This is a genomic window from Aquirufa sp. HETE-40SA (assembly GCF_054558635.1).
In genome coordinates, this window is sequence record NZ_JBPXKN010000001.1 from 831,294 (window position 1) to 857,420 (window position 26,127).

The 26,127-nt window shown below is 42.4% G+C and carries 22 protein-coding genes and 1 tRNA gene; 5 read left to right on the forward strand and 18 right to left on the reverse strand.

Annotated features, from left to right (window positions below; translation table 11 throughout):
* Window positions 1–16: 16 nt before the first annotated feature.
* From ACRZ9O_RS03800 to ACRZ9O_RS03830, 7 genes are all read right to left on the reverse strand, one after another.
* Window positions 17–991 (reverse strand): NAD(P)/FAD-dependent oxidoreductase, encoded by a 975-nt coding sequence (locus ACRZ9O_RS03800; RefSeq protein WP_459456513.1) that lies wholly within the window; start codon window positions 989–991, stop codon window positions 17–19.
* The gene (gene cmk, locus ACRZ9O_RS03805; protein WP_459456515.1) at window positions 978–1,664 is read right to left on the reverse strand and encodes a (d)CMP kinase; all 687 of its coding nucleotides are present in this window, start codon (window positions 1,662–1,664) and stop codon (window positions 978–980) included. Before cmk ends, ACRZ9O_RS03800 begins: the two co-directional genes overlap by 14 nt.
* On the reverse strand, window positions 1,657–2,349 hold the full coding sequence (locus ACRZ9O_RS03810; RefSeq protein ID WP_459456517.1) for an alpha/beta fold hydrolase: 693 nt from the start codon (window positions 2,347–2,349) through the stop codon (window positions 1,657–1,659). The genes cmk and ACRZ9O_RS03810 overlap by 8 nt, the downstream gene beginning before the upstream one ends.
* Window position 2,350: 1 nt before the next feature.
* Window positions 2,351–3,595, reverse strand: coding sequence for an ATP-dependent Clp protease ATP-binding subunit ClpX (gene clpX / locus ACRZ9O_RS03815; RefSeq protein WP_459456519.1), 1,245 nt, complete (start codon window positions 3,593–3,595; stop codon window positions 2,351–2,353).
* Complete coding sequence (locus ACRZ9O_RS03820) at window positions 3,595–4,302, reverse strand: ClpP family protease (protein ID WP_130896144.1); 708 nt, start codon at window positions 4,300–4,302, stop codon at window positions 3,595–3,597. Before ACRZ9O_RS03820 ends, clpX begins: the two co-directional genes overlap by 1 nt.
* A 135-nt stretch (window positions 4,303–4,437) precedes the next feature.
* Window positions 4,438–5,778, reverse strand: coding sequence for a trigger factor (locus ACRZ9O_RS03825; protein WP_459456521.1), 1,341 nt, complete (start codon window positions 5,776–5,778; stop codon window positions 4,438–4,440).
* A gap of 69 nt (window positions 5,779–5,847) precedes the next feature.
* A tRNA-Leu gene (locus tag ACRZ9O_RS03830) sits at window positions 5,848–5,932 on the reverse strand.
* Between the two features lie 185 nt (window positions 5,933–6,117).
* On the opposite strand from ACRZ9O_RS03830, the gene ACRZ9O_RS03835 reads away from it, so the two are divergent.
* A complete protein-coding gene (locus ACRZ9O_RS03835) occupies window positions 6,118–7,779 on the forward strand; it encodes a sodium:solute symporter family protein (protein WP_459456523.1) in 1,662 nt (553 codons plus the stop codon).
* Here the strand turns inward: ACRZ9O_RS03835 and ACRZ9O_RS03840 are convergent.
* Both ACRZ9O_RS03840 and ACRZ9O_RS03845 read right to left on the reverse strand, forming a co-directional pair.
* The gene (locus ACRZ9O_RS03840; RefSeq protein ID WP_459456525.1) at window positions 7,736–8,314 is read right to left on the reverse strand and encodes a peptidylprolyl isomerase; all 579 of its coding nucleotides are present in this window, start codon (window positions 8,312–8,314) and stop codon (window positions 7,736–7,738) included. The genes ACRZ9O_RS03835 and ACRZ9O_RS03840 overlap by 44 nt on opposite strands.
* A 47-nt stretch (window positions 8,315–8,361) precedes the next feature.
* Window positions 8,362–9,570, reverse strand: a complete 1,209-nt coding sequence (locus ACRZ9O_RS03845) for an MFS transporter (RefSeq protein WP_459456527.1) — start codon at window positions 9,568–9,570, stop codon at window positions 8,362–8,364.
* A 270-nt stretch (window positions 9,571–9,840) separates the two neighbouring features.
* Here ACRZ9O_RS03845 and ACRZ9O_RS03850 point away from each other — a divergent pair, with 270 nt between their 5' ends.
* The 4 genes from ACRZ9O_RS03850 to ACRZ9O_RS03865 are packed head-to-tail and all read left to right on the forward strand — an operon-like array spanning window position 9,841 to window position 13,736.
* Window positions 9,841–10,980: a Gfo/Idh/MocA family protein gene (locus ACRZ9O_RS03850; RefSeq protein WP_459457036.1), complete on the forward strand. Its 1,140-nt coding sequence runs from the start codon at window positions 9,841–9,843 to the stop codon at window positions 10,978–10,980.
* 6 nt (window positions 10,981–10,986) lie between these two features.
* Complete coding sequence (locus ACRZ9O_RS03855) at window positions 10,987–12,132, forward strand: Gfo/Idh/MocA family protein (protein WP_459456529.1); 1,146 nt, start codon at window positions 10,987–10,989, stop codon at window positions 12,130–12,132.
* Window positions 12,133–12,145: 13 nt separating this feature from the next.
* Window positions 12,146–13,198 (forward strand): sugar phosphate isomerase/epimerase family protein, encoded by a 1,053-nt coding sequence (locus ACRZ9O_RS03860; protein WP_459456531.1) that lies wholly within the window; start codon window positions 12,146–12,148, stop codon window positions 13,196–13,198.
* Between the two features lie 16 nt (window positions 13,199–13,214).
* Window positions 13,215–13,736 (forward strand): nuclear transport factor 2 family protein, encoded by a 522-nt coding sequence (locus ACRZ9O_RS03865; RefSeq protein WP_459456533.1) that lies wholly within the window; start codon window positions 13,215–13,217, stop codon window positions 13,734–13,736.
* 67 nt (window positions 13,737–13,803) lie between these two features.
* On the opposite strand, the gene ACRZ9O_RS03870 is transcribed toward ACRZ9O_RS03865, so the two are convergent.
* From ACRZ9O_RS03870 to purH, 9 genes are all read right to left on the reverse strand, one after another.
* The gene (locus tag ACRZ9O_RS03870; RefSeq protein ID WP_459456535.1) at window positions 13,804–15,312 is read right to left on the reverse strand and encodes a vanadium-dependent haloperoxidase; all 1,509 of its coding nucleotides are present in this window, start codon (window positions 15,310–15,312) and stop codon (window positions 13,804–13,806) included.
* Between the two features lies 1 nt (window position 15,313).
* Window positions 15,314–16,198 carry a hypothetical protein gene (locus ACRZ9O_RS03875; protein WP_459456537.1) on the reverse strand — a complete coding sequence of 295 codons (885 nt, stop codon included), beginning with the start codon at window positions 16,196–16,198 and terminating at the stop codon, window positions 15,314–15,316.
* 74 nt (window positions 16,199–16,272) lie between these two features.
* Complete coding sequence (locus ACRZ9O_RS03880; protein WP_459456539.1) at window positions 16,273–16,791, reverse strand: hypothetical protein; 519 nt, start codon at window positions 16,789–16,791, stop codon at window positions 16,273–16,275.
* 17 nt (window positions 16,792–16,808) lie between these two features.
* On the reverse strand, window positions 16,809–18,761 hold the full coding sequence (gene dnaG / locus ACRZ9O_RS03885; RefSeq protein ID WP_459456541.1) for a DNA primase: 1,953 nt from the start codon (window positions 18,759–18,761) through the stop codon (window positions 16,809–16,811).
* A gap of 1 nt (window position 18,762) precedes the next feature.
* Window positions 18,763–20,001 carry a NupC/NupG family nucleoside CNT transporter gene (locus tag ACRZ9O_RS03890; RefSeq protein WP_459456543.1) on the reverse strand — a complete coding sequence of 413 codons (1,239 nt, stop codon included), beginning with the start codon at window positions 19,999–20,001 and terminating at the stop codon, window positions 18,763–18,765.
* Between the two features lie 24 nt (window positions 20,002–20,025).
* Entirely contained in the window at window positions 20,026–22,302 is a 2,277-nt protein-coding gene (gene ppk1 / locus ACRZ9O_RS03895) for a polyphosphate kinase 1 (protein ID WP_459456545.1), read from the reverse strand.
* A gap of 1 nt (window position 22,303) precedes the next feature.
* Complete coding sequence (locus ACRZ9O_RS03900; protein ID WP_459456547.1) at window positions 22,304–22,522, reverse strand: hypothetical protein; 219 nt, start codon at window positions 22,520–22,522, stop codon at window positions 22,304–22,306.
* 1 nt (window position 22,523) lies between these two features.
* A complete protein-coding gene (gyrB, locus tag ACRZ9O_RS03905) occupies window positions 22,524–24,494 on the reverse strand; it encodes a DNA topoisomerase (ATP-hydrolyzing) subunit B (protein WP_459456549.1) in 1,971 nt (656 codons plus the stop codon).
* A 92-nt stretch (window positions 24,495–24,586) separates the two neighbouring features.
* Window positions 24,587–26,110 carry a bifunctional phosphoribosylaminoimidazolecarboxamide formyltransferase/IMP cyclohydrolase gene (gene purH / locus ACRZ9O_RS03910; protein WP_459456551.1) on the reverse strand — a complete coding sequence of 508 codons (1,524 nt, stop codon included), beginning with the start codon at window positions 26,108–26,110 and terminating at the stop codon, window positions 24,587–24,589.
* Window positions 26,111–26,127: the final 17 nt, after the last annotated feature.

Genomic DNA, 26,127 nt, shown 5'->3' on the forward strand with positions numbered 1-26,127 from the left:
AACCAAATTTACAGATTTAAACGGAAAATAAATGATAAAATCGCCGAATTGATGCCTCTGAATGAACAGAAGTTTTTCCTAGGATTTCGCTAGTCCATTGTTTGGCAAAATAGGGCGCTAAAGAAACTCCTTTAGATCCAAAACCATTAAATATCCCCGATTGTTTGTTCGGATGAAAACCTATAAATGGTCGACGATCTTGGGTTGCAGGTCTGATCCCTGTCTTTTGTACGACTAACTCAAATTGCGTGCAGCCCATCAAGACCAATTTTTTCGTTAATTCCTCCAAAGCCTCCGGAGTCGTCTCGTTCGTAAACTCCTTCCAACCATAGGTCGCCCCCACCTTAAAATGCTGAGAACCCAATGGCAATACAAATCCATTTTTATTCAAAATAAACTGCTCTGAAGGCTCATTAGAGGCTATTTCCATCAACTCTCCTTTCGCCGGTAAGAAAGGCAAGCAAGTCCAAAGTGGGTTTTGTTGACCGTGGAATCCCTCACAAAAGATAGCCTGACTACCCGTGTATTCAGACTCAACGAGCAATCCCTTCGATGCAAAATAGGCGCGAGAAACGCGTAATAAGGCTGCAACATCTACCCAGCCCGCTTGTTCCACCCAAACGCCGTCCGAATCCCAACGTAAATAACCGTGGTCAATCTGGTCTTTCCTCTCAACCAACCAGCTCTTCATCTCCTGATTTGCAAAAGGACGGAAAATTGGCATTGGGTAAAAAAAACGCATCCCTAAAATCGCCTCTAAGCGCGGGTAAAAATCAAATAAATAGGGAAATAGATCGTCTGCAAGCCAAGTTTGCTCTAATTTTCGGCCCGTTACTGGGTTGAAAATTCCACCCGCTGCTTGAGAAGAAGTAAAGTGAGTCGAAGGCGAATCCCAAATCTCAAAGGGTATTTCTGCCTCCAAAAATTGGTGTGCTAGAATGGTGCCAGCTAAACCCTGGCCTACGATGATAAAAGAATTAGCGTTTTTCACCTTGCACGCGTCGAACGTGATCTAATACAAATTCCACCTGCTCATCCATCGTACGATAGGAAGTATCTAAATCAATCGCATCCGATGCACGCTTTAATGGGCCTTCGCTTCGGTTCGAATCTATTTCATCTCTTTTGCGCAAATTTTCGATAATCTCTTCTAAAGGAAGATCCTCCCCTTTTTGCAAAAGTTCCAATTTACGTCTCTGAGCCCGAATATGTGGCTCTGCCGTCATAAATATTTTCAATTCTGCCTGAGGGAAAACCACCGTCCCTATGTCTCGTCCATCCATCACAATCCCTTTCTTCTCCCCCATTCGTTGTTGCTGAGCTACCATCGCATGTCTTACTTCTGGTATAGCGGCCACTTGACTCACTAAATCAGAAATATGCATTTTGCGAATTTCTACCTCGACATTCTCCCCATTCAAAATGGTGTCCGAGGCCTGTTTAGCTGGATTGAATTGAAAAGTTATTTCCACATGTGCTAATGCGTCTTTCACTTCTTGCAAATCAGCTAAATTCACTTGTTGCCGATCAAAATAGAGTGCAACTGCACGGTACATTGCACCCGTATCTAAAAAGGCATAATACAAAGCTGACGCCACATGGCGCGCAGTCGTACTTTTTCCACAAGAAGAGAAGCCATCTAAGGCTATGATAATATCAGACATGCACAAATTGATTAATGGCCTCGGCAACAGCTATTGGCGCTTCGTAAGTCCCTTGATGGCCTACGTTTGGCAAAATTACAACCGATTTCTTTACAAAACGAGTAATCGACTCCGGAGAAATCAAGGCGTCTTGCTCTCCCAAGATAAAAAGGAAGGGGATATCAGTAGTTTGAACAAACGTGGTAAAATCGCTTCGATCCCGCATCGCTTTGGTGGCGGCAATTAATCCGGCAGCGGGTAAATTTCGATACCTCTCTGTTAAAGTAGCCATCAGCTCCTGAGATACGGTAGCAAATAAATTAGGCAAGAACGGCCCGATAAAAAACGCCGAACCCTTTTTTTCGAGCAAATCTGCTGTCCGATCTCGATTGATTTTCTTTTCCTCTGTATCCGCCACAAAAGTAGAATGTAACATCACCACTTGCTTCACTCGATCTGGAAATTGAGACGCTATCTCTAAGGCGATATAGCCACCCATCGAATGACCGACTAAAACAAAATCAGCCTCTGAAGGCAAATGAGAAACAATTTTTCGCGCGTAAGCTGCTAACGTGGCACAATCTGTCCATTCCGAATACGCAGGACAAATAGTAGGATATGGCCAGGTGTAGAAAGGCAAAAAGTCTGCCCACACCCGTTCATCTTCTCCAAAACCGTGCAAAAATACAAGCTGAGTAGCTGGCATATTAAGCGACCACTTTCATTTGATGGAATACCGTTCTTTCGAACTTCGATTTCGCATAATTCAAATCCACCTCAAAGGTCTTCATTTCCGTCTGCGAAGGAATTTCATACATCGCATCGGTCATCACCGCCTCCATAATGGAACGCAATCCACGAGCACCTAATTTATACTGCATGGCCTGCTCGACCATGTATACCAGGGCATCGTGCTGGAATGTCAACGAAACGCCTTCCATCTCGAAAAGCTTCTCGTATTGCTTCACTAAAGCATTTTTAGGCTCTGTTAAGATTGATAGCAAAGCTGTTGTATCTAATGGATTTAAATACGTCACCACTGGAAGACGACCTAATAATTCAGGAATCAAGCCAAATGATTTTAAATCTTGCGCCGTCACATACTTCATGATTTGGTCCTTCTCGAACGATTCATGGAAGGTATCATCGCCTGAGAAACCGATTGGGCGAGAGTTCAAACGCTTCGCTATGTGGCGATCGATGCCATCAAAAGCGCCACCGCAGATGAACAAGATGTTCTCGGTGTTGACGGCGATCATTTTTTGGTCCGGATGCTTACGTCCCCCTTGCGGCGGTACGTTCACAATTGACCCTTCTAATAATTTCAATAGCGCTTGTTGAACCCCTTCACCCGAAACATCACGAGTGATAGATGGATTATCTGATTTACGCGCAATTTTATCAATTTCATCAATGAAAACGATGCCACATTCGGCCTTCTCTACATCATAATTTGCAGCTTGCAACAAACGTGTCAAAATCGTTTCCACATCCTCTCCCACATAACCTGCTTCCGTAATCACGGTCGCATCGGCGATACAGAAAGGAACTTGTAATTTTTGGGCTAGCGTGCGAGCCAAATACGTTTTTCCTGTACCGGTCTCCCCTACCATCAAGATATTCGACTTTTCGATCTTCACATCATCATTCGAAGGAGCCTGCATCAAACGCTTGTAGTGGTTATAAACCGCTACCGATAAATGCTTCTTCGCTTCTTCTTGACCGATGATGTAACCGTCTAGGTATTCTTTTAAATCCTTTGGCTTCACTAATTCGAAGGAATGTTTTGTGCCCGCTTTCGCTGCAGCCGCCACTCCCATCTCCTCTTTCACCACCTCATATCCTTGCTGCAAGCAGTTATTACAGATATGGCCATCTATGCCAGAAAGCAATAAACCTACTTCGTTTTTAGGACGACCGCAGAAAGAACAACTCGTTTTTTTACTAGCCACTAGACAGTTCTCGTTAAAATCTCATCAATTAAACCATATTCCTTTGCCTCAGCCGCTTTCATCCAATAATCACGATCAGAATCACGTTCGATGTCTTCGAATGATTTGCCAGAGTGCTTAGCTAAGATTTCGTATAATTCTTGGCGAATTTTCACGATTTCACGCGCTGTAATTTCGATGTCACGTGATTGACCTTGAGCACCACCTGATGGTTGGTGAATCATCACACGTGCATGCTCTAAAGCAGAACGCTTTCCGGCTGCACCACCCGCTAATAAAACGGCACCCATGGAAGCTGCAAGTGAAGTACAAACCGTCGCCACTTCTGGACGGATGTAGTTCATCGTATCATAGATACCTAAACCAGCGTAAACTGATCCACCAGGGCTATTGATGTACATCACAATGTCTTTTTTTGCATCCGTAGACTCCATAAACAGCAATTGTGCAACGATGATATTGGCCATATAATCATCCACCGGAACACCCATAAAGATGATACGGTCCATGATTAGACGAGAGAATACATCAATTTGAGCAAAACGCATCGGGCGTTCCTCAATGATGTATTGTGTCATATCTTCAATTTGGTGCATCGGGCGACTGCCGATGTTATTCATATATTGATCAACCGCAAGACCGTTCAAACCTCTGTGGTGAACTGCGTACTTACGAAACTCTTCTGATGATAACTCCTTTGGATACATAGATTTCAATGTTTAAAAATCAAATTTAGACTTTTTTAGAATTTATACTACCTAGAACACAAATATAAGAACCTTTGTTCACAGAAAACCCCGCAATGTGCGGGGCTTCCAAAAAATATCAGGACAATGTTAAAATTAAAGCGCTGCTGCGATTTCTTTAAACTTGTCCACGTCGATTTTCGTCACTTTGTGAGGAACATTCGCTACGATCGCAGCAGATACTTTGTCTGCGAACGCTTGATTGTATAAGTTCATGAAGTTGTCTGACTTCGACTTATCGCTCAAGTAACCCATCGCGATTTTCTCAATCATTTCTTCGATACCTGGCTCGTTAGACGATAAATAACCGCCAAACTGTGCACGTACCATATCTTTCGCTTTCTCAACTACCTCCGGATATTCCACTTTCACGTCGAATTTCTCAGCGATTTCGTTCTTGATCAAGTTCCAACGCATATCTTTCTTCACATTATCAAAATCTTGATCGATTTGCTCTGGTGTGAATTTACCCTCGTTGATACGGATCAACCAAGTGCGTAAGAATTTCTCTGGTAAGTCAATCTTAACTGCGTCTAAAATAGCTTTCTCCGCGTCAATACGCAATAAATATTCAGCCTCACGCTTGTAGTTCTCTGTAACGATTGTTTCTACTTGCTCGCGGAATGATTTCTCATCTGTCGCTTTTCCAGCACCTAATACTTTGTCAAAAAACGCCACGTTTAATTCCGAAGGAACTTGACGCGTGATATCTTCTACTACAAAAGAAACCTCTCCTTTCAAATCAGCTACTTCGTCTTCTTTCTTCCCTGTCGCTAAAGCTAAAGCCTTCGCGTCTACGAATACTTTATCAATCGCAAATTTCAAGGTATCATCCTTTTTCGCACCGATGAACACTTTCTTCGACTTATCGTTGATGGCGTGCATAGGGATCGCAGATTTCTCAACCCAATCACCTTGTGTGAAGGTTCCGAAAACTAAATCACGGTCTTCTACAGCATCTGGATGAGTTTGATCGCCAAATTGCTTCTTCAAGTTTTCAATCGTTTCTTCGATTTCTTTCTTGTCTGCTTTGATTTCGTACGAGTTGATTGATTTGATTTTGGCCAAATCCACCGTAAAATCTCCGTGGAAACCTAAATCATAGTGGAACGTAAATTCCGTATCTTTTTCCCAGTCGATCGCATCTGCCTCTTCTACAGCTGGCAAAGGCTCTCCCACTAGGTTCAATTTGTTTTCTTTAATATAATCTGAAACTTCGTGACCTAACATGTGGTTGATTTCGTCTACTAGAGCAGATTGACCGTATAATTTCTTCACAAGAGCCGCTGGAACCATACCTGGACGAAATCCTTTGATGGATGCTTTCTTGCGATAATCTTTCAATTTTGCCTCTACTTTTTCCGCGTAATCTGCTGGAGATACGACTACAGTCAAACGACCTTCTAAATCTCCTGCCTTGTTAAGTGAAATGTTCATTTGTTCTTATTTATAATTAGCCTTTAAAATAAAACCCTCAAAACCTTTTTGGTGTTGAGGGCTTGCCATTGGTACGGGTGAAGGGACTCGAACCCCCATGCCTCGCGGCGCCAGATCCTAAGTCTGGTATGTCTACCAATTCCACCACACCCGCGAATTTGGAGTGCAAAGGTAGTCAGCAATTTTAAAAATTCAAAAGCTTTTAAATATAAATATTGGATTAACTTTGGGCAAAAATAAACCTGTTATGAAATTCAGTCGTTGGTATGTGGCATTAATGGTATTCCTTTTGGGAATCATTGCGACATTCATCTACTTAACTGAAACCTTTAAGTAGCTATGCAAGCACTCGATTGGATCGTTTTATTGGCTACTATTGGTGGAATTGTGGCGTATGGCAGCTGGAAAGGAAAGCAAACGAAGCATTCCTTGCAGGGTTTTCTGTTAGCGGATCGTGAACTTCCTTGGTACCATATTTTACTTTCCGTGATGGCCACGCAGGCTTCTGCGATTACCTTTTTATCTGTTCCAGGCCAGGCATATCACGATGGAATGCGTTTCGTTCAGTTCTATTTAGGATTACCCATCGCGATGATTATCCTGTCTGTGACCTTCATTCCGCATTATTTTTCGCTTAAAGTATACACAGCCTACGAGTTTTTAGAGAATCGTTTTGATGCCAAAACCCGGGTGCTCACCTCCCTCCTCTTCTTAATTCCGCGTGCCTTGTCCACCGGTGTAACCATCGCTGCCCCTTCCATTATACTTTCCACCTTATTAGGATGGGATTTAACCTGGACCAATGCCGTGACAGCAGCTATCGTAACCGCCTATTGTATGCTAGGCGGATCTAAAGCCATTTCTTACACCCAAATGTTGCAAATGGCCGTTGTTCTGGTAGGTATGGTTTTCGTTGGGGTTTATATCGTTTCACAACTTCCGGACGAAATTGGGGTGAAAGAATCCTTGCAGATTGCGGGCAAGATGGGGAAAGTGAATCTGATTGATTGGAAATTCGATTTGAATAATCGTTATAATATTTGGTCTGGTATCATAGGTGGATTCTTTTTACAATTATCGTATTTCGGTACGGACCAAAGTCAAGTGGGCCGCTACTTATCCGGTGTTTCTGCTGGCGAGATCAAAAAAGGTCTATTGATGAACGGTTTCCTCAAGATTCCGATGCAGTTCTTCATCTTGCTAGTGGGCATTTTAGTATTCACCTATTACCAATTCAATGCCCCACCTACGTTCTTTAATAAGAATACGGAAGCGGTTTGGGCTACAGTCCCGGGACATCAGGCCATCGATCAGGAGAAAGGGGCGATTTTCGAGGCAAAGAAATCCGCTATACTGCAAAAGAATTATTCTCGTTTGAATGACTTAAATAAGCAAGCGGCAGCTACTCAAGGAAAAGCGGTGGCTCTGTTAAAAACAGCTAAACCGGATACAGAGGCACAAGACACAAACTATATCTTCTTGCATTATATCATCAACCAATTACCCATGGGAATCGTGGGCTTCCTAATCGCGATGATTCTTCTATCGTCGATGGGTTCAATGGCTTCGGCTTTTGGGTCCTTGACCTCTACTTCGATGGTCGATATTTATGAACGATTTATCGCGCCTGATCGTGGAAACCAGCATTATTGGTGGATTTCCAAACTCATCACCTTAGGCTGGGGGATGCTATGTTTAGTCGTCGCCCAATTTGCCGTAAACATGGGAAGTTTAATTGAAGTCGTGAATATCCTAGGCTCTTGGTTTTATGGTACTATTTTAGGCATCTTTTTATGTGCGTTTTATTTACATAGGACCACGGGTACACAGGTTTTCACGGCGGCACTGATTGCCGAAGCGTTTGTGATTTATGCTTGGAAGGTCGAATGGATGGCCTTTCTTTGGCTAAACGTACTAGGCTGCCTATTAGTGATGGCGATTGCCCTTGTATTAAGCCTTATTTCTGGTCCAAAACAGACATCGAAAACTTCACCGGAATAACCGGCTTCTCGTCAAAAGAACGCTCTTTCTTGATGGAATCCACCACGGCCATGCCTTTAGTAACTTTACCAAAAACCACGTATTTACGGTAAAAGCGACTCGCCTGTTCGGTATCAGTCACGATAAAAAACTCTGTGGGAGAGGAGGATTGTAGGGGATTTCCTTCATCATATCTCGCCATGGCAATGGTTCCTCGAACGGGACGAAGCTCGTCCAAATATTCAGCTGGTACTAAGTAATTTAAGCGATCAAAATACTCCCCTCCACCTTGAATACCAATTTCATACACATTACGGTAGAAGTAGCGATCTTCAAAATAACCCATCTTCACTAAGCGAATAAAGTTCACCGAGTGCAAAGGCGTTCGATCATCTAATTCGAGTTCAAAGTCCCCTAAACGAGTTTCTACGTTTATTTTGCGCTCCGTGTGCTGCGCCGCCTGGGCTTGCAATTCCTCCTTCACTTTGGCAGGATCAATCCGCCAATTAGGCTTGCAAGCAAAAACCAAGAAAGAGAATAAAATCAGATAACGCATAAAAAAAGGGGGCCTTTCGAGCCCCCTAAATTAAATAAAATTCTAGACTAAGCGTGAGATGCTTTCTTTCCGAAGAAATAAAGACCCGCAAAAGCCACGATCAAGATACCTGGAAATAAAAGCATGTTAGAAAGCGTTGCTTGGCCAGCCGCTAAATCAGCCACATCGCCCGTTAATCCACTGCTTACTGCCGCCACCTTATTCTTATCAATCCATCCTCCGATAATTGGCTGGAACATAGAAGACGAAAACATACCAATTCCACCCATAATAGACAGACCTAAGGCACCTGTTTTAGGCATTGACTCAGCCACATAACCTAACATGTTTGGCCAGAAATAACAAATACCTAACGCGTAAATAAACGCTGCGAAGTACAAGGTAGTTCCTGACATCGTACTCATCATATATAATCCGGCTAATGCAAAAACGGCAGACGCTAATAAAACACCCACTGTATTGATTTTAGCAATAATAGAACCTGCGAAATAACGACCCACGGCCATTAATCCTGTCACCAAAGCTAAAATTAACATTGGGCTAGCACCCGCTTTCGCTAAAATAGGACCTACCCATTGTTGAGGGCCAAATTCCGAGATAGCTGTTAATGCCATACAAGCCGCCATAAATAAATACAATGGATTTAGCATCGCTTTAAAGCTATCCAGCGTCGAACTTGCATCTGCTTTTGGCTTAGGAAAAGCTTGACCAGAGAACAAGACCGCGTAAATAACTGTTGGTATAATAATGACCCAAACTTGTGTTTGCCAAGCCATTGCCGCATCCGTCATAAACTTGGAGAGTAAAGAACCTACCACAATTCCACCTGGGAACCACATGTGAAAACGATTCAGCTTACTGCTCATCTCGTTACCCGTATAGGCATCGGCAATCATTGGATTACAAGCCGCTTCCGTACAACCATTTCCTAACCCAATTAAAAGAGTAGAGATCAACAACGTGTTATAGTCTACTGCATAAATGGTCAATAAAATACCTGCAGCGTGTGCTACCAAGGCAATTTGCATGATCAATTTAGGTCCAACTGATGTATAAAAGATACCTCCTAAAATCATGGAGATTGGAAAACCTAAAAACCACATTTGGTTGATATGACCTAGTTGCTCGTTAGTTAAAGCTAATTCAGATCCTAACTGAGGTAGAATACCTGCCCGAATACTAAAAGAAAAGGCGGTAGTGATGAGGGCAAAACAGGAAGCCAAAAATAAACGATTGGCATTAACAGTTTGATTCATAATTGTTTGAGGTTTAGATTAATTATATATTTTGGTTATTCTTTAAAAAATTAAATTCTTCATTGGAAAAATCGTAACAAAAAAACAAAAAGTTTTTGGGATAATGGCATGTAAAGGGATTTATTTTTGATACTATTCTAAAAAAAGAGCGATTTAAAGGCTATAAAACCAAATTTTGCTCTATTTTTGTAAACTATCTAAATCTATCATACTATGATTCAAGGAGGTTCTGCTACACAGGCAAAATCACGCCAAAGTAGGAAAATCAGAATGGGAATGATTGGTGGAAGTCAAGAGGCTTTCATTGGTGCAGTTCACCGTCGCGGTTCCCAATTAGACGGAGAAATCGAATTAGTTTGTGGCGCATTTAGTTCCAGCGCAGAAAAATCCAAAGCCACCGGAGAAGCTCTTTATCTTCCAGAAAACCGCGTATACGGTTCTTATGAGGAGATGATTTTGAAAGAGAAAGAATTGCCGGAAGGCGAGCGCATGGACTTCGTTTCCATTGTTACCCCTAATCACGTGCACTTCCCAGCCGCTAAGATGGCCCTTGAAAATGGATTCCATGTGGTTTGTGATAAGCCAGCGACCTTGAATTTGGCAGAAGCGAAAGAATTAAAGAAAATCATCGATCAATCAGGCTTGATTTTTGCTTTGACCCATAACTACACGGCCTATCCGATGGTGAAAGAGGCGAAGCATTTAGTAGACTCAGGTCAACTAGGCGAAATTCGCAAAATCATCGTGGAATATCCACAAGGCTGGTTAATTGACCTAGTGGAAGCGACCGGCCAAAAACAAGCAGCTTGGAGAACAGATCCAGCACGTTGTGGTGCGGCAGGTGCCATTGGCGACATCGGAACGCACTGCGAGAATTTGATCGAATACATCACCGGATTACATATTAAAGAGCTTTGTGCAGATCTAACGATCTTCGTAGAAGGTCGTCAATTAGATGACGATGGCAATATCTTGATCCATTATAATAATGGTGCCAAAGGTATTTTACATTGCTCCCAAATTTGTAATGGTGAGGAGAACGACTTTAACTTCCGTATTTATGGAAGCAAGGCGGGAATTACATGGCACCAAATGGAGCCGAATACGATGGTATTTAGGACGCGCGACGAAGGAGCGCGGATCATTCGTACGGCCGTAGGCCAGCTATCTCCTGCCGCTAATGCGCACACACGTCAACCTGCGGGACACCCAGAAGGCTATGTGGAGACTTTCGCGAATATCTACCGCAATTTCGCCTTTGCGCTTAGAGCGAGATGGGAAGGAAAAGTACAAGACCCCTTGTATGATTTCCCAGGAATCGACGAAGGAATTATGGGGATGGCTTTCATCGAAAATGTGGTGAGATCAGCCCAAGATAATAAAAACAAGTGGACAAAATTTGAACTATAAATAACCATGACTAAAATCAAAGTTGGAATCGTAGGAACCGGATTTATCGGACCCGCTCATATCGAGGCTTTACGCCGCTTACCAAATATTGATGTTGCTGCACTTTGCGAAGTGACCATCGAACTAGCTGAGGCGAAAGCAAAGCAATTAGGCATTGACCGTTGGTACACTTTCGAAGATCTATTAAAGCAAGAAGACATTCAATGTGTACACATTTGTACACCTAACTTCTTACACTATTCACAGTCGAAAGCAGCTTTATTAGCTGGAAAGCACGTGGTATGTGAGAAACCTTTGGCAAAAGACCTACACGAAGCAGAGGAATTAGTCGCATTAGCGGCTAAAACTGGCTTAGTGAATGCAGTTCACTTCAACCTTCGCTACTATCCATTAGTACGCCAAATGAAGACGATGCGTGAAAAAGGCGATTTAGGTGAAATCTATTCGATCATAGGTAGCTATTTACAAGATTGGTTATTCTACAATACAGACTATAACTGGCGTTTAGAGCCGGACAAATCAGGTGATTCTCGCGCTATCGCCGACATCGGTTCTCACTTATTAGACGTTATCGAATACATCACAGGTTTGAAAACAGTCGAAGTAATGGCTGATTTCAACACGGTTCACAAAGTACGCAAGAAGCCTTTGAAGCCAGTAGAAACTTATTCTGGCAAAATGTTACAGCCAGAAGATTATGCGGATGTCCCTATCAACACGGAAGATCATGCGAACGTTTTATTACGTTTTGACAATGGAAACCGCGGTTGTGTAACCGTTTCGCAAGTTTCAGCGGGTCGTAAGAACCAATTGAAATTAGAAATTTCAGGTTCAAACAAAACTTTCGCGTTTAACTCAGAGTCGCCTAACGAAATGTGGATTGGTAATAGAGATCAAGCGAATCAAGTGTTGATGCGCGATCCTTCTTTGGCCTACCCTGAAGCTACAGCCTTAATGACTTTCCCTGGTGGACATAACGAGGGCTTCTCAGATACGTCGAAGCAATTATTCAAAGAAGTATACGCCGCTGTAGAAGCTGGAAAACAACCGGAGAATCCGAAATACCCCACTTTCGCAGACGGATACCGTGAATTATTAATTTGTGAGCGCATTTTAGATTCGACGCGTTCTCAAAAATGGGTTAAAATCTAAACCATATTAAAAGATGAAAACGATACAAGGGCCAGCTATATTTTTGGCACAATTTATGGGCGACGAAGCCCCTTTTAATACCTTAGACAACATCACCACTTGGGTAGCCTCTTTAGGTTATAAAGGGGTGCAAATTCCGTCATGGGATTCGCGTTGTATTGATTTACAGAAAGCAGCAGAGTCGAAGACTTATTGTGATGAAATCGTAGGGATGTTAGCTGCCAAAGGCTTACAAATCACCGAATTATCTACCCACCTTCAAGGTCAATTAGTGGCAGTCAACCCAGCCTACGACCTTGGTTTCGATGCATTTGCTCCAGATTCCGTAAAAGGAAATCCCAAAGCACGCACCGAATGGGCGATCCAACAATTAAAGTATGCAGCGAAAGCGTCTCAAAACTTAGGTTTAAACGCACACGCTACCTTCTCTGGCGCTTTGATGTGGCACACGGTTTATCCTTGGCCACAACGTCCAGCTGGATTAGTGGAGCAAGGTTTCAAAGAATTAGGTCGCCGTTGGTTACCGATTTTGAATACCTTCGATGAATGTGGCGTAGATTTATGCTACGAAATTCACCCAGGTGAAGATTTACACGATGGCGTAACATTCGAAATGTTCCTAGACGAAGTAAAAGGTCACAAACGCGCGAATTTATTGTACGATCCATCGCACTTTGTGTTACAGGCTTTGGACTACAAACAATACATCGACTTCTACCACGAGCGCATCAAGATGTTCCACGTAAAAGACGCTGAGTTCAATCCTACAGGAAAACAAGGGGTGTACGGTGGTTACCAATCTTGGATCAACCGCGCAGGCCGTTTCCGCTCGTTAGGCGACGGACAAGTCGATTTCAAAAGCATCTTCTCTAAATTAACCCAATATGGATATGACGGATGGGCAGTGTTAGAATGGGAATGCTGCATCAAAGATCCTGTTCAAGGAGCTACGGAGGGTGCGCCGATCATCGCGAGCCACATCATCAAAGCAACCGAAAAGGTCTTCGATGATTTCGCAGGAACCGGAGCAGACGAGGAGTTTAACAAAAAGATTTTAGGACTATAATTTAAACACAATCAATATGAAAAAATTACTATTAATTTTAGCTGTATCAGCCTCATTTATGGCATGTAAAGAACAAAGTTCTACCGCCGAAAAACAATCTATTGGATTCGATTTGGCTGGAGGCAGCGAAAAAACAGCCCTTTACGGAGGAGACACTACCAACGTTACCCTATTTGAAAATTGGATTCAAGCACTCAATGATCGGGACACAGCTAAGCTACGTAGTTTAGAAGCAAGTGATAGTTTAAAGATTTATACTCCGGATGGTGATGTTTTAACTACAGGTGACGACTATAAAAATTATATGGCTACGTATTTTACGAATATGAATCCTAAGTGGAAATTAAACTTTTCTTTGGCCAATAAGTCAATAGACAAAAATGGTAAAGTGAGCGAATGGGTAACTTCTTCCGGAACAGTTACACATACCGTTGATGGAAAAGAAACGAAAGTTAACAGATACTTTGATGCGAATATTGTGAATGGCAAAATTCAAAAAATGTACATTGCAGATAGAAAATTAGCTCCAGGTGAATAAGCTTCGCAAGCATAAAGCATAATAAAAAGGCCTCTACTAATAGAGGCCTTTTTTATTTTACAAATGATTAATTAGCTCCATCTGCCTTCGCACGTTTCACCGCATAATCTCCTATCACCTTACCATGCGTTCCCCCGATCGTGCAATCCACCCGGAAGTGAATCAAACCATACACCCGAGAATCAGATGCTTGCTGCGCATTGGCCAAAAAAGTGTTTGCTTTTTCCGGAAACAAGGATGCTAATACGGTAGCAGCTGCAAAAGAGAAAGTCGAGTGCCCGGAGGTATAACTAGGGAAATTAGGTAAACCTACTGATGTCTTTAAATCAAACTGTTGAGGTCGAGGACTGTAATAGAAGTATTTCGTTTCCCAACAAGCGACGCCAGCGTCCATTAATGCAGTACCTACATAAGCAAGCATACGCGCCATGCGCACTTGTGAATATTTTGCTTCTACACCAGCTTCACAAGCATAGCGATGCCAATGCCCTGGAGGTGTATAAGAACCTGGACCATCTGCCCAGTAATTAGCAATGGAAGCCTGCTCTCGAGTTTGGCTTTTATTGATGGCCTGCAATTCTGCCAAATCTTTATTAAATGCTTCTGAACCTGGTAAATAAGGAATGGCAGGGCGAATCGATTCTAAGGTAGCGCGATCAAAATTCCACGTTTTTACGGCACCATAATTGGGCAACATCGGTGGACGAACAGGTGATTCTTGACTTGCCCAAACGGTAGTAAATCCGATTGATTTTGAATGAGCAATCAAATCAGGTACTATCGCCTGATTATTTGCAGCACTCATTCCATCCGCTTTTGCTTTAGCCATCACTTTCGCCGCTACCGCTGCTCCCAAATTAGCTCCAGCAATTACATCTGAACTCACATTTGTTTTCGCCCAAATTGGCACATTCTTTGATTCCGCCAATTTTTCGGCTAAAAAAGGGCCTTCGCCTGGAAACATCGCTAATAAAATCACATAGCTAACTTGCGCCACCACCGCATCTTCCGAAGGATAGGCTGGCAATGTAGAAACTGGCAATAAGGGCTTAATGGAGGCGTCCAACACAGATGGCGCGGGGCGGTTGTATTGGTATTTATACTTCCAAGCACTCACTAAAGCATCATATTGCGCCACACTTAGATAGGCTAAAGCTCTGGCTGTGTAAGGCGGATTAGCAAAAGGGAATTTAGGGTCTGCCAAAGGATCCGCCGGATTAGGCACCGGATAAACACCTGAAGCATTAGCTGCAGGAGGGAGATTATACCTAGCGGCTAATTCACGCGCAATTTCATTCCAACGTAGGACAGCACCCGCTCCCCAGTACTGAACGGCTGCCTTTTGGTCAGCCGTTAACAAAATCGATTTCAGCGAATCCACTTCCTTTTTATAGGCTGCATCTGAATTTAAAGCAGGCACTACCACCTCAGTGGAGCTTGTTAAAACAAAAGTCTTCCAACTGCCTGCTGATTCATCGATTTTAACAGGAGCATAAGGCTCTATCATGGATTCTGAGACTGATTTATCGCAGGACCACAAGCTAAAAAATATAAATAAACTAATATAATATCTCATCTTATTTGATTTTAAACTGATACAAAACTCCTATTGAAATGGACGTACTTTGGCCTGCATTCTGACCATCAGTCACATAAGCCACGCGTGCATTAACACCCAAAGCTTTTGGCTGGTATTTACCATAAATACCCACCGTCGTCATCGTCATGTCATTCGTTAAGAAAGGCATATCATTCCGTCGAATATCATCTCCATCTGTGCAAGAAAAATGTTCAGCGAAAAATTCGATTTGATTATCCTTTTTGAGATAGCCTATTCGAAAAGCCGCATCAAAAGCATCCGGAACGGCTACCTGATTTGTTTGGTATAATTTAGAACTTACTAAATACGCATCACGATCCACTTTTACTTGGCTTCTCGCATGATATGCTATAGAGGAATTAACATAGATATGTTTAGGTAAAGTATAAGACAGCATTCCACGCATTAAAAGTGTTTTCGTTCCTAAACCAATCGACAAGGGCATAAAATCGGGCACATAATTTGTCACTGGAACACTGAAACCTAAAACCCCATGAGCTGTAATGCCATGGTAAGACTTCGTTTTTGTCTTCACAAAAACGGAGGCATCCTGCAGACCTTGTTGTCCCATTAAATTACCTTGACTCGCAGTCGTTTTGACATAAGGAATCATAGCTATTACATTGATGTCACGTGTAATTCCATAGGCAATCATAGCAGTAGCTGATTGAGTCGTTAAACGCCCTAAATTAGGATTATCACGTTTTAGCCCATTTTCCCAATAATTTGTCCAAGAGCTATTTCCATAGACTAAAGCCCCACAGGCTAATTTTTTGTTCATATAAATCGCGTCATGAGGCATTTGTGCCTTCAATTCGACGAAACCTAGCAAACAAAATAAAAGAGTAATTAACTTTTTCATTTGCTTAATTTTTAAAATAATACACGATTACATAGGACAGTTTTGTCTTATGTAAAAAATAGAATCAAAAAAAATTAAGCTTGCCGGGGCGGCGAGAAAAAATCAGACGAGAAGTCTTTTGTAGATAAAATAGAATGAATGGGTGCCTCAATCGAAGCAGGCCATTCCAAAATATAAAGAACCCAGCCAGACGACTGAGCACAATATTCTTTCACTAGGGTATTAATTAATTCCGTTTTAGCTGGAGTAGAACCAGGCTCATCGGTTAAGTGTTCGTTTACCTGCTCCGCTAAATTAAAGAAGTTTTCTCGAGCATTTCGGTCTTTCACCATCACCGTTACTAAGGTGTCATTTTCCACCTTACGCTCCTTCATTTCGTAGAATTCATCACCTTGGCGAACAGAACCCTCTACCTCTTCTGAAGATACCCAATCCGTTTGATAAGGCAAATTAATGGGAATTTTAACGACAACAGTCTCTTCCGTTTCCGAGTCAGAGCCTACCGAATTGACTTCTGATAAATACCGTAATGCGAAACCGCCTGCTTGGTAAAGCAGTACAGAGAATAGCATTATGGCAAGTATTTTCTTCATTCTAACGCAAAAATAGGCTATTTTTCAATAACGGTGCCTAATTCCTGGGAAATATTCTTTTGAATTTCTTTCAAACGGATGAATTCAAGCAATACTTCATCCATTTCCGCTGCATCCGCCATTAAAGCATCTAATTTGCTTAAGATTTCTTGCAAATGTTGGTCATTATAGACCTTCCTCAGACGTAATACATTCTTATAAGCTAAATCTTCCAGCATTTCCTCATCTGTGTTCACGCGAATCTCATGTTTATCCTTCCATTCCGAAGACACTGAATGTTTATCAGAGGAGATATTGATGGAGAAGGATTGAATTTCCTCGTCCGAATGATGCAAGAAAAAATCTGGCTTAGGTGCCCTTTGAGCTGCAAATTCTTGTTTACACAAATCCAGGATGCGAATAAATAAAGGTGTTTGGAAAACAGTTCCTTCTAATTCTTCAATCAAATAATGAACTACGGTTAAACCTGGAGCTTTTTCCGGATTGATCTCTAAATGTCCGTAATTGATCAAAAGGCGGACGCATTCTAATTCTTGGTAATAGGCCAAGTTAGCCACTTCTGCTGGCTGGTCCGCTGAAATCGGTTCGATTAGATCCCGTACTTCCGCATATTGCTGTGCAGATATTTGCTGAGGATCTGAACTTGCTCCTTTGATTTTTTTCAACTGGATCTTATTCAATTCCGCTAAAAGCACGTCCTCATCCATCCGCATCATCGTGGCGGTCTTCTGGATAAAAAGACTACGTTGAATCGCATCGGGTATTTTCGAAATGGATTGCACCATTTCCTTAATCATTTCGGCTTTCTTGAATGGATCGTCGCCCGCTTCCTCTTTAAAAAGGTTTGCTTGGAACGAGATGACATCCTTTGCTTCCTTTTTGATGTAATCAACAAATGCCTCAGAACCAATCTTGCGCACAAAGGAATCCGGATCATTTCCCTCAGGGAATACGACTAAATTCACTTGTAAACCTTCTTCTAGGATCAAATCCATCCCGCGTAAAGCAGCCTTAATTCCAGCAGAATCACCATCGTATAGAACGGTCACATGCTGAGTAAAGCGACCAATTAACTTGATCTGTTCGATGGTCAAAGACGTTCCTGACGATGCCACGACGTTCTTAATTCCCGCTTGGTGCAGCGAAATAACATCGGTATAACCTTCTACTAAGTAACAAACGTCCTTCGTACGGATCTCATTCTTCGCTTGCGCGATGCCATAGAGCGTCGCCGATTTATGGTAGACTTCCGTTTCCGGTGAGTTTAGGTATTTGGCCTGATTCTTCGCATCATTTCTAAGAATACGAGCACCAAAAGCAATAATCTTACCTGACACATTGTGAATCGGGAATATAACGCGGTTGCGGAAACGGTCATAAACCTTTCCATCGTCATTCTTTTGTGTGACTAACCCTGCTTTCTCAATGATTTCCTGTGAAAAACCCTGCTTTAAGGCAGATTTCAAGAAAGCATCCCAGGCTTCCGGGCTATACCCTAAATCGAAGGATTGTAAGGTAGCGTCTGAGAAACCCCGTTCCTTGAAATAAGGCAAGGCGATGGATTTGCCTTCGTCAGTATCGTATAATTGTTTTTTGAAGAACTCTTTCGCGTATTCAAGGATGATGAGCAAGCTTTCGCGTTCGTTTTGACGAACAAGCTGGTCATCGGTCATTTCCTCTTCTTGGATGTCGATGCCGTATTTTTTGGCCAAATGACGTAAAGCCTCCCCATAGCCCAGGCCTTCCATATCCATCACAAAGCGAACAGAATCGCCTGCTTTACCACACCCAAAACATTTATAAATTCCCTTTGCTGGGGAAATAGAGAAGGAAGGAGTTTTCTCCCCATGAAAAGGACAGCAAGCCCAATAGTTCGCACCTTTCTTCTTAATCGTCACATAATCCCCGATCACGTCTGCCACCGCAGCCGTTTGCTTTATTCGCTCGACGGTTTCGGGATCAATGCGCATATTACAATAATAAGCCGGCTAAGGTAGCTGATAAATAAGAAGCCAAAGTGCCTGCAATTAAGGCCTTGAAGCCTAATTTTGCTAAATCGGAACGACGAGAGGGAGCTAATTCTCCGATGCCCCCGATTTGGATAGCAACAGAGGAGAAGTTAGCAAATCCACAAAGAGCAAAGCTCGTAATCGCAATTGTCTTAGGATCTAAGGTTTCTTTCAACTTTACCATATCTAAATAGGCGACGAATTCATTTACCACCATCTTCTTTCCCATTAAAGCACCAGCGACTTCCACATCTTGAGCGGGAACTCCCATCGCGAAAGCAAATACAGAGAATACCTTTCCTAAAATCGTATTCATAGATAATTCTGGATAGCTAATCCAAGCACCGATATGTCCTAAACCTAAATCGACTAAAGCGATCAAGGCAATAAAACCGATCAACATGGCGATCACATTCAACCCCACTTTCAATCCTTCGCTCGCACCTGCCGCAATCGCATCGACTAAATTCGCGTGTGTTTTAGATAATTCTAATTTCACTTCCCCTTCTGTCTCCGATTTCTCGGTTTCAGGGAACATAATTTTCGAGATCACTAGCGCACCGGGAGCGGCCATCAAGCTGGCAGCTAATAAATAGGCAGCAGGAACACCTAAAGAGATATAAACCGCCATCACACCACCCGCAATACATGCGAATGAACCCGTCATCGAAGCCATCAGCTCCGAATTCGTCATGTTTTTCAAATAAGGCTTGATCATGATTTGAGCCTCTACCTGCCCTACAAACGTGGATGCCACATTCGAAAGCGCCTCTGCCCCACTCACGCCCATTAACCTGTGAACACCTTTGCCCACAAAGGAAACAACACGTTGTAATATGCCTAGATGATAGAACATATTCACTAAAACCGCTACAAAAATGATAGTTGGAACTACTTTGAAGAAGAAAATATAATCATTTCCTGGGCCAAAGGCCTTGATCATCAAATCGCGATTTACCAGCGATCCGAACACGAATTGTGCTCCTTTATCCGCTTGACCTAATAAGGTATTGATGGAATCACCTAACCACTGAAAGAGGTTTTGGCCTGTTTCTGTCTTTAAGATAAACACCGCTAACAACACCTGCATTAAAAGACCTACGCCTACCGTCCGGTAATTAATTGCTTTTCGGTTATTAGACATCAAAAATGATACGCCCAAAATCAATACGATACCGAGCAATCCTGTAAATCTTTCCATGTGTTGTTTTTTGGTGTAATTCGCCTATTTCATTTCTAGGCTAATTGTAAATTTATCAAATGCTAATTCGGCAACCAAATCCTCGTCTTTGATTTCGTAAAATTTAGAGTGGATATTGAATGGCTCCTCACTCTCAATTTTCCAATACGTTCCATCCTCCTGCATCTCATACGAATTCTTCGTATCCCGAAGATTCCAATCTAAGATGGTAATAGCCAGATTCTTCGCGCGTGTGTTCACTAATTCAAATAAGGATTCAATACGTCTGTCAAAACTTCGTACCATCACATCCGCGCTACCCCCGTAAATTTTAGGATCACCGGCATTGTGAAAATAATACAAGCGCGTATGCTCTAAATATTCCCCAACGATCGATTTAATGAAGATATTCTCTGACAAACCTTTACGTTGTGGACGAATACAACAGATACCGCGTACAATCAAAAGCACGGGTAAACCCGCTTGCGAAGCCTTATAAAGGGCCTCCATCGTCTTCAAATCCTGCAAGGAATTTATTTTCCAGCAAATACCCGCTGGCTTACCTTCCTTGTGATTCTTCACCTCATTCTCGATCATTTCAATCAGGCGATTCCGCATATCGCGTGGCGCCGTGATCAAATGCTCGTAATGGGTAGGCATCGAATGGCCCGTAATTACGTTGAAGAACTCTGAAATATCCTGTGTAATTCGAGTATCCGTCGTCAGAAGGCCAATATCAGTATATAATTTCGCCGTATCCTCATTGTAATTTCCAGAAGAAAGGTGGGCATAACTCACCACATGATTGCCTTCGTTACGAATAACTTGTAGCAATTTCGTGTGCGTTTTCAATCCCGGAATACCATAAATCACGAAGCAACCCGCTTTCTGCAATTTAGTGGCCTCCTTGATATTGTTCTCCTCATCGAAACGCGCCTTTACCTCAAACAAGACCGAAACGTGTTTTCCCTGTTCCGCCGCACGCAACAAAGCACTTGAAATTCGGGAGTTTTTAGAAATACGATACAGGGTGATCTTAATCGCTAAGACTTTAGGATCATCTGCTGCCTGCTCCAATAATTGAATAACGGGCTCAAAATTATTGTAGGGATGATGCAATAAAATATCACCTCGTTTAATCGTATCAAATATGTCATCAATCACCACTGATTTCAGACCTAAAGCGGGAACCACAGCCGGATTAACAGCCATTTGCGTCTTAAATTCTGCATGTTTTAATATTTGCCAAAAACACGTAAAATCCAAAATCGAATTCTTGATAAAGATATCCGAACGATCTAAATTCCAACGCTTTAACATCTCGGTCAACAAGAAATCCGAATGAAATTTCTCCACCTCCACACGCGTCACACGACCCAAACGACGGTCCTTAATCTTCTTCTTTACCTCATCCACAAAATCCGTATCCGAATCCTCATGTTCCACTAAATCAAAATCCCCATTACGCGTAATGCGAAACAAGGTCGTTGATTCAATCTCCACATTGCGATACAAAACCTGCAAATGGTGACGTATGATCTCTTCGATCGGGATAAATAACACTTTATCCTCTCTTTCGATAACATAGAAACGCTTCAAATTCAATGGAATCTGAACAAAAGAGATCTTTTGCTCCCGCTCGTTTCCTGTCTTTTTCTTATCCGAAAGACCTAAAGTCACCACCCCAAAAATCAAGGTCTTTGCTAACAAACTCGGGAACGTGTGCGTGTGATCGAACACCATCGGCGTTAACATAGGATAGATAGTTCGCTGAAAATAAGTCGCTACTTCTTCCTTCTCCTCCTCACTCAAATCATCTAAGCAAGCTAATAAAAGCCCATTCTCCGGAAATAAAGGCAAGATTTCCTCCATAAAAAGACGGTGCTTTTCTTGTGTAAATTCCTGCGCATCGTTAATAATGGCCTGCTTGAAGGGAACCTCCCGCAATCCACAATAATCCGTTCTTTCCTTCCCTAAATCAATGTAATTATACAAAGAGCCCATCCGAATGGTAAAGAACTCATCCAAATTAGAGGCCGTAATCGCCAAAAATTTCAAGCGATCAAAAAGTGACTTTGAACTATCACGAGCCTGATCCAAAACGCGCTCATCAAACTTCAACCATGACAAATCACGCGAGATGAATTTTGATTTCACAATGGTATCCTTCGACTTTTGGGTCGACTTATCCACCTTGCGATTTTGCTCGCGAGGAGCCATCAAATTAATCTTCCAGTTCGTAGGCGTAAGTAAAGACAAAAGATTCCCGGCAAGGGAATCTTTTGACTCTTCGTGTTTCAGTATTTTATCTAATTCACTCATATTATTCTGTAGGAACTTGATTTTTGATCGCTTGATAATCAGAACCCAAACGCCCCATTTCTGTGGCCAAGAATGTCTGAAGTTCTAAATTAAACAAGCGTTTGTCCTCCTCTGTTAAGGAATTGTAAAAGTCTTTCAATTCCTGATTGATCTTTTGCTTTTCCTCCAGTGTATCTGCATGAATGCCACGCAAATGATACGACTTAAAATCAAAATTCATTCTAAACGTCTACTTTAGCGTATTTAGCATTCTTCTCAATGAAGTCACGACGTGGCGCCACTTCATCTCCCATTAACATAGAGAATAATAAATCAGCTTCAATCGCAGATTCAACTGTCACTTGCTTCAAGGTACGAGACTCTGGGTTCATCGTCGTTTCCCACAATTGCTCCGCGTTCATCTCTCCAAGACCCTTATAACGTTGTACACCTACGTTGTCTTCTTTTCCACCACCGGCTAATTCTTGAATCGCTTGAGAACGTTGATCTTCTGTCCAAACATAACGCACCTGCTGTCCTTTTTTCACTTGGTACAACGGAGGTTGTGCAATGTAAATACATCCACGATCAACTAACTCCCGCATATAACGGAAGAAGAACGTTAAAATCAAGGTACGAATGTGACTACCGTCAACGTCCGCATCGGTCATGATAATCACCTTGTGGTAACGCAATTTATCCATATTCAACGCACGCTCATCTCCATCTTTTCCGAAAGAAACGCCTAGCGCCGTAATCATATTCTTAATCTCTTCGTTTTCGTAGATACGGTATTCTTGCGCTTTCTCTACGTTCAAAATCTTACCACGTAAAGGTAAGATCGCTTGGAATGCACGGTTACGGCCTTGCTTTGCCGTACCGCCCGCTGAGTCCCCTTCGACAAGGTAGATCTCACATGTTTCTGGATCTGAATCAGAGCAATCCGCTAATTTACCAGGCAACGAGTTCGAACCTAAGACTGTCTTACGTTGAACCATTTCACGTGCCTTACGAGCTGCGTGACGCGCTTGAGCAGCTAAGATTACTTTGGCAACGATTTGACGAGCCTCTTTCGGGTGCTCTTCTAACCAAGACTCTAACATATCAGACATCGCTGCAGAAACGGCACCAGACACCTCACCGTTACCTAATTTGGTTTTTGTTTGGCCCTCAAACTGAGGCTCCGCCACTTTCACCGAGATAACCGCTGTCAAACCCTCCCGGAAGTCATCCCCCGCGATATCAATCTTTAATTTATCTAATGCACCAGACTTATCTGCGTAGTTTTTCAACGTACGCGTCAACGCGCCACGGAAACCCGCAACGTGCGTACCCCCTTCAATCGTGTTGATGTTATTCACATACGATACCACGTTCTCAGTATAGGATGTGTTATACATCATCGCTACTTGAACTGGTACGCCATTCTTGTCACCCTCCATATAGATCGGCTCAGAAAGCAATGGCTCACGAGTTGAATCCAGGAACATGACGAACTCACGAAGTCCTCCTTCGGAGAAGAATTCTTCCGTTTTAGCAACGCCATTCTCGTCTAATTCACGTAAGTCAGTTAATTGAATACGAATTCCTGCATTCAAGAAGGATAATTCACGCAAACGACCCGCAACCGTCTCGTATTTGTATTCAGTTACCGTAAAAATGGTCTCATCTGGTTTAAATAAAACCGAAGTACCTGTACGATCTGTTGTTCCTACCTCTTTAACTGGGTATTGAGGAACACCAATTTTGTATTCTTGTTGGTAAATTTTACCATCACGGCTATAAACCGTCACTTTTAAATCTGTCGATAAGGCGTTCACACAAGAAACCCCCACACCATGCAATCCTCCAGAAACTTTATATGTGTCTTTATCGAATTTACCACCGGCATGAAGCACCGTCATTACTACCTCTAGGGCAGAACGCTTCTCTTTCGTGTGCATCCCGGTAGGAATACCACGACCGTTATCTTCTACTAAAATGGAATTGTCCGTGTTGATCGTCACCTTGATCATATCGCAATGACCCGCTAACGCCTCATCAATCGAGTTATCAACTACCTCCCAAATCAAATGGTGAAGCCCTTTAAAGCCGGTATCACCGATGTACATGGAAGGACGTTTACGAACCGCCTCTAATCCCTCTAAAACTTGAATATTATCTGCACCGTAATTTGCCCGATCTTGAGCTGATGAATCTTGTGCTTCTGACATAATGTATTTAAAATGGGTTAAACGAAGGCATTAAGGCCTTCGCATATGTTGTTGAATTTAATCCTAAAAATATAATTTTTAACCGAAAAATCCTAGTGTTTGAAGTGACGAATTCCTGTCATCACCATGGCTAAATTATTTGCATCACAATAATCAATCGAATCTTGATCTTTTATGGATCCTCCAGGCTGTGTAACTGCCACAACCCCAGCATTTCCAGCTATTTCAACACAGTCTGGGAATGGGAAGAAGGCATCCGAAGCCATTACCGCTCCGTTTAAATCAAATCCAAATTCCCTCGCTTTGTCGATCGCTTGTTTTAAAGCATCTACTCTAGATGTTTGACCCACTCCTGAAGCCAATAGCTGGCCATCATTCGCTAAAATGATTGTATTCGACTTCGTATGCTTACAGATCTTTAACGCAAACGCTAAAGCGCGCTTCTGCTCATCTGTAGGAATGCGCTTCGTTACTGTCTTGAAATCTTCCACGCCTTCCATTACTAAGTCCTTATCTTGCTCTAAAACACCGTTTAACAGGGTCTTGAACATTACTTTAGGGAAAGCAACTTGGTTACGCTTCAATAAAATGCGATTTTTCTTTGTCTTTAATATTTCCAAAGCCTCCACCGTAAAGTCTGGCGCAATGAGAATCTCACAAAACAGAGGATTAATGGATTCAGCTGCTGCTTTATCCACTGTGTTGTTTGTCGCTAAAACGCCACCAAAGGCCGAAATAGGATCACAAGAAAGTGCCTTATCATAGGCCTCTTTCACCGTTGTTCCAGTCGCCACGCCACACGCATTCATATGTTTAATGATCACGAAAGCCGTCTCATTAAATTCATCTAATAAAGACAGACAAGCATCAACGTCTACTAAGTTATTGTAAGACAATTCCTTACCGTGTAATTTATCAAATAGCGCCGCTAAATCTCCATAGAATTTACCTTGTTGGTGCGGGTTTTCGCCGTAACGTAAACCGTGTACTGGCAAGGTTGTGTAGTTAGCTAAATCAGCTGTTTGTCCAGCGAAATAACGTTGAATCGCTCCATCGTAATGAGAGGAAACCTGGAAAGCCTTTCCAGCAAAACTTCTACGTTCTTCTAACGTAGTCGAAGTAGAGCCATGTGCTGCAAAAATCGCCGCAACCTCCGCATATTGATCACGAGACGAAACGATTAATACATCGTTAAAGTTCTTCGCTCCACCACGGATTAAAGAAATACCACCAATGTCAATTTTCTCAATAATATCGGCATCAGAAGCTCCAGAAGCTACTGTTTCTTCGAATGGATACAAATCCACCATCACTAAATCCAAAGCAGGAATATCGTATTGTTTGGCAACAGCAACATCCTCAGCTAAATCACGACGATGCAAGATTCCACCAAAAACCTTCGGATGTAACGTCTTCACACGACCACCAAAGATCGACGGATAACCCGTTAAATCTTCTACTGCAATCACGGGAATACCTAATTCTTCGATGAAAGACTGCGTCCCTCCCGTAGAATAAAGTGTCACTCCGTTTTTATGAAGTTCTTGAATGATAGGCGCTAAACCGTCCTTGTAATAAACCGAAATTAAGGCTGATTGAATTTTCTTAACTGACATGGGGCTTGATAAAAAAT

Excerpts from the sequence above, each read along its gene's own strand:
- ACRZ9O_RS03810 (WP_459456517.1), bottom strand. The coding sequence starts at position 2,349 with ATGCCAGCTACTCAGCTTGTATTTTTGCACGGTTTTGGAGAAGATGAA.
- purH (WP_459456551.1), bottom strand. The coding sequence starts at position 26,110 with ATGTCAGTTAAGAAAATTCAATCAGCCTTAATTTCGGTTTATTACAAG.
- ACRZ9O_RS03855 (WP_459456529.1), top strand. The coding sequence starts at position 10,987 with ATGACTAAAATCAAAGTTGGAATCGTAGGAACCGGATTTATCGGACCC.
- ACRZ9O_RS03860 (WP_459456531.1), top strand. The coding sequence starts at position 12,146 with ATGAAAACGATACAAGGGCCAGCTATATTTTTGGCACAATTTATGGGC.
- dnaG (WP_459456541.1), bottom strand. The coding sequence starts at position 18,761 with ATGCGCATTGATCCCGAAACCGTCGAGCGAATAAAGCAAACGGCTGCG.
- ACRZ9O_RS03900 (WP_459456547.1), bottom strand. The coding sequence starts at position 22,522 with ATGAATTTTGATTTTAAGTCGTATCATTTGCGTGGCATTCATGCAGAT.
- ACRZ9O_RS03820 (WP_130896144.1), bottom strand. The coding sequence starts at position 4,302 with ATGTATCCAAAGGAGTTATCATCAGAAGAGTTTCGTAAGTACGCAGTT.
- ACRZ9O_RS03865 (WP_459456533.1), top strand. The coding sequence starts at position 13,215 with ATGAAAAAATTACTATTAATTTTAGCTGTATCAGCCTCATTTATGGCA.
- ACRZ9O_RS03875 (WP_459456537.1), bottom strand. The coding sequence starts at position 16,198 with ATGAAAAAGTTAATTACTCTTTTATTTTGTTTGCTAGGTTTCGTCGAA.
- cmk (WP_459456515.1), bottom strand. The coding sequence starts at position 1,664 with ATGTCTGATATTATCATAGCCTTAGATGGCTTCTCTTCTTGTGGAAAA.
- ACRZ9O_RS03825 (WP_459456521.1), bottom strand. The coding sequence starts at position 5,778 with ATGAACATTTCACTTAACAAGGCAGGAGATTTAGAAGGTCGTTTGACT.
- ACRZ9O_RS03850 (WP_459457036.1), top strand. The coding sequence starts at position 9,841 with ATGGGAATGATTGGTGGAAGTCAAGAGGCTTTCATTGGTGCAGTTCAC.
- ACRZ9O_RS03880 (WP_459456539.1), bottom strand. The coding sequence starts at position 16,791 with ATGAAGAAAATACTTGCCATAATGCTATTCTCTGTACTGCTTTACCAA.
- ACRZ9O_RS03845 (WP_459456527.1), bottom strand. The coding sequence starts at position 9,570 with ATGAATCAAACTGTTAATGCCAATCGTTTATTTTTGGCTTCCTGTTTT.
- ACRZ9O_RS03840 (WP_459456525.1), bottom strand. The coding sequence starts at position 8,314 with ATGCGTTATCTGATTTTATTCTCTTTCTTGGTTTTTGCTTGCAAGCCT.
- ppk1 (WP_459456545.1), bottom strand. The coding sequence starts at position 22,302 with ATGAGTGAATTAGATAAAATACTGAAACACGAAGAGTCAAAAGATTCC.
- ACRZ9O_RS03835 (WP_459456523.1), top strand. The coding sequence starts at position 6,118 with ATGCAAGCACTCGATTGGATCGTTTTATTGGCTACTATTGGTGGAATT.
- ACRZ9O_RS03890 (WP_459456543.1), bottom strand. The coding sequence starts at position 20,001 with ATGGAAAGATTTACAGGATTGCTCGGTATCGTATTGATTTTGGGCGTA.
- ACRZ9O_RS03870 (WP_459456535.1), bottom strand. The coding sequence starts at position 15,312 with ATGAGATATTATATTAGTTTATTTATATTTTTTAGCTTGTGGTCCTGC.
- gyrB (WP_459456549.1), bottom strand. The coding sequence starts at position 24,494 with ATGTCAGAAGCACAAGATTCATCAGCTCAAGATCGGGCAAATTACGGT.